This is a genomic window from Leptolyngbya sp. FACHB-36 (assembly GCF_014695955.1).
In the GTDB taxonomy this organism is placed as follows: Bacteria; Cyanobacteriota; Cyanobacteriia; order Leptolyngbyales; family Leptolyngbyaceae; genus FACHB-36.
This window is the reverse complement of record NZ_JACJPG010000107.1, coordinates 1-2,745: the sequence shown is the minus strand read 5'-3', so window position 1 is coordinate 2,745 and position 2,745 is coordinate 1. Positions and strand designations below refer to the sequence as shown.

Annotated in this window: 3 protein-coding genes; all 3 read right to left on the bottom strand. The window is 54.6% G+C overall.

Going from position 1 to position 2,745, the window contains the following annotated elements; genetic code table 11:
• On the bottom strand, positions 1-515 hold a 515-nt coding region (locus H6F43_RS01470; protein ID WP_190340249.1), incomplete at its 3' end, for a cyclic nucleotide-binding domain-containing protein.
• Between the two features lie 15 nt (positions 516-530).
• Positions 531-1,325 (bottom strand): peptidylprolyl isomerase, encoded by a 795-nt coding sequence (locus tag H6F43_RS01465; protein ID WP_190340248.1) that lies wholly within the window; start codon positions 1,323-1,325, stop codon positions 531-533.
• Positions 1,326-1,689: 364 nt separating this feature from the next.
• On the bottom strand, positions 1,690-2,745 hold a 1,056-nt coding region (locus H6F43_RS01460), incomplete at its 5' end, for a DNA-directed RNA polymerase subunit beta'' (RefSeq protein WP_190340247.1).

The following is a 2,745-nucleotide window of genomic DNA, read 5'->3' as shown; positions in this document are numbered from 1 at the left end:
GCAGCGCGCTGGAGATCCACTGCCAGCAGCTCGAATACCTCGATCAGCGCAGGCTGGTTGCGGAAGTAAGCCGCGATCGCGGGTTCGCGATCCAGCAGCGCTAGAAAGGTCTGCGCCGGCAAGGTAAGACAAATCGTTTCTGTTGACGCGATCGCCGTTTCGCAAGCCACTCCCCGCACCAGTCCAACCGCTCCCAACACGTCTCCAGACTGAAGCATTCTTAGCGTTACAGGGATTTGAGTTGCAGGATCATAGCCTAACAGCCGCACCTGTCCATCGAAGAGAATGCTGATCTGAGCAGGCAGTTTCTCGCGCATCAAAATCGTTTGTCCGACGCGGTAGCGATAGGGCTGGACATGAGTTGCCAGCGTCGCCAACGCGGCTGCCGAAAGTTGGTCAAATGGCGCAACTTCAGATAGGAAGGTTTGAGGAGTGGTTTGCGTGTAGGTCATTGGGGGGCAATGAGGAGTGAGGAATGAGGAGTTGAGGAGCGATCGGTCCCGATCGACTGCCATTAGCGGGGCGACTTGCTAATGGCTGAGCGCCTGGATTTGCTCTTTCACCCAGGCTTCAAACAGTTCATTAAGTAAGCGCTGACGCATCGAGTCATCGAGCTGGCAGGGCAAAAACTTCTCCAGCCGAACCAGGACAACCCAATCGCCCAGACGAGTCGGTGGTAGCAGTTGACCGGGCTGGCTCACCGATAGCTGCCGAGCCAGTACTGGATGAGGCACGCTGAGTTCGATCGGTCCGATCAAGCCACCCGTTTGCGCTTCGGGTCCCTGAGAGTATTGCTGTGCCAAATCTGCAAAGGACTGTTCGCCTTCTTGAATACGAAAGAAGAGTTCCTGCGCCAGATTGAGGTCCTGCAGACGAATCAAGGAATAAATGACGCGATCGAGCGTGCGCTTGCGCTGCAAAAAGTACGATTCGAGCTTGGGTCCCCAAGTGGCTTGCTTAAACTGCTCGGTTCGCAGATTGCGCGTAATCATTGCTTCCAGTTGAGCGGGACTGAGGCTATTGCGCTCCAACCAGGTTTGGCGGTCTTGCTCGGAGGCGATCTGGTTCTGCTCGTAGAACTGCTTGCACGCCTGAATGGTTTCCTCAAAGGTGCAGGTAAAGGGCGCGATCGCCTCGTCAATAATTAGTTCGCGCGTTAGCTGCGGCAGCAGGCGATAGCTAACCAGCAGCGGCAGCAGTTCGGCTGCCGTGATTGTGCGCTGCCGCAGCTTTTCTAGCAGGGAGCTGTCCGCGAGTGGCCGCGCGATCGAGGCGCAATCCGTGTGGGAATCGGTGGAAGCGTTTTGTTGCGAACCGACAGTCATATCAGCCATTACCGAGGATTGACGAAGGGGACGCGACCTAGAGTTCAAATTGTCTCAGTATTGTCTCAGTGTCGAAACGAAAGCAAGGTTGTGAGTTCGTTAACGGACGATTATAAGCAGGACGAAATAGAGTTTCTTTATTGAGACTTTACATGGTTCTGGAGCAAACCGATGCTTCACTTTACAGTACGAACAAATCGTCCCTTTGGTTTTACGCAAACAGGTTACGCAAAGACATAAAAACGTAAAGACATAAAAAACGCAAAGACATAAAAAAGTGCCTCCGTGATGGAGACACTCAGTTTACAAGTTAATTTCCTAGTTCCTCTAATGAGGCAGGAGGTTTAACCGCTGATTTTTGAGGCTACTCGTCGTCCTCGCCGTCTTCTTCGTCGTCCATGTCATCGCTGATCAGTTCATCGTCGTCCAGAAGTGGGGAGAACGGTTCGCTGACTTCGGTCATGCCAAAGCCTAAGCGCGATCGATCGTCGAAGGGTTCTAAGCCGTAGGACCGCGCTGTGCGATCGTCCAGCACCACATCGGTTAGATCGGTCTCGTCATCGAAGACACTAACGCCTTCGTAGGAGAGATCGACATCCGGGCTACCCACTTCTTCGTAGGCGTTGAATCCGGTACCTGCCGGGATCAAGCGACCGATGATCACGTTCTCCTTCAAGCCGCGCAGCCAGTCGGACTTGCCTTCGATCGCCGCTTCAGTCAACACACGAGTGGTTTCCTGGAAGCTAGCAGCTGAGATGAAGCTGTCCGTGTTGAGCGACGCTTTGGTAATTCCCAGCAGCACCGGAGTATACTCCGCAGGCGCACCGCCCGTGATGGACATGGCTTGGTTTACCTGCTGCACCTGGTAGAGTTCTACCAGTTCACCAGGAAGCATCGTCGTGTCACCACCATCGTCTACGCGAGCTTTCGAGGTCATCTGCCGCACGACAACTTCGATGTGCTTGTCGGAGATATCAATGCCCTGAGACTGATACACCGACTGCACCTCGTTCACGAGGAATGTCTGCACCTTTTGGAGCGCTTCCAGCGCCGCATCGTAGACGCCTTGGGTTTCCCGCAGGAATTTGAAGTAGTTCTCCAAAATCTCGTGCGGATTTGCGGGACCGTCCGTCAGCGGTTCTGCTGCCAGTACGGATTGCCCATCGGCAACGATCACGTTCTGTCCTGGACCCAGTGGGTACTCGGTCATGACGCCATCCGACTCAACCACCTTGATTTCGACCGAGTCGTCGTCATCGTCGTAGACAACCTGCGCGGTTCCTGGACGCGCTGCTAGCACGCAGGCTTCCTTTGGCTTCCGGGCTTCCAGGAGTTCTTCAATACGGGGAAGACCCTGGATGATGTCTCCGGTCTTAGCACGCTCGAACACCAGCAGCACCAAGTTATCGCCCCGCTGTAC

What these genes read in the sequence shown, in the direction of transcription:
- H6F43_RS01465 (WP_190340248.1), bottom strand. Translation starts at nt 1,325, where the DNA reads ATGACTGTCGGTTCGCAACAAAACGCTTCCACCGATTCCCACACGGAT.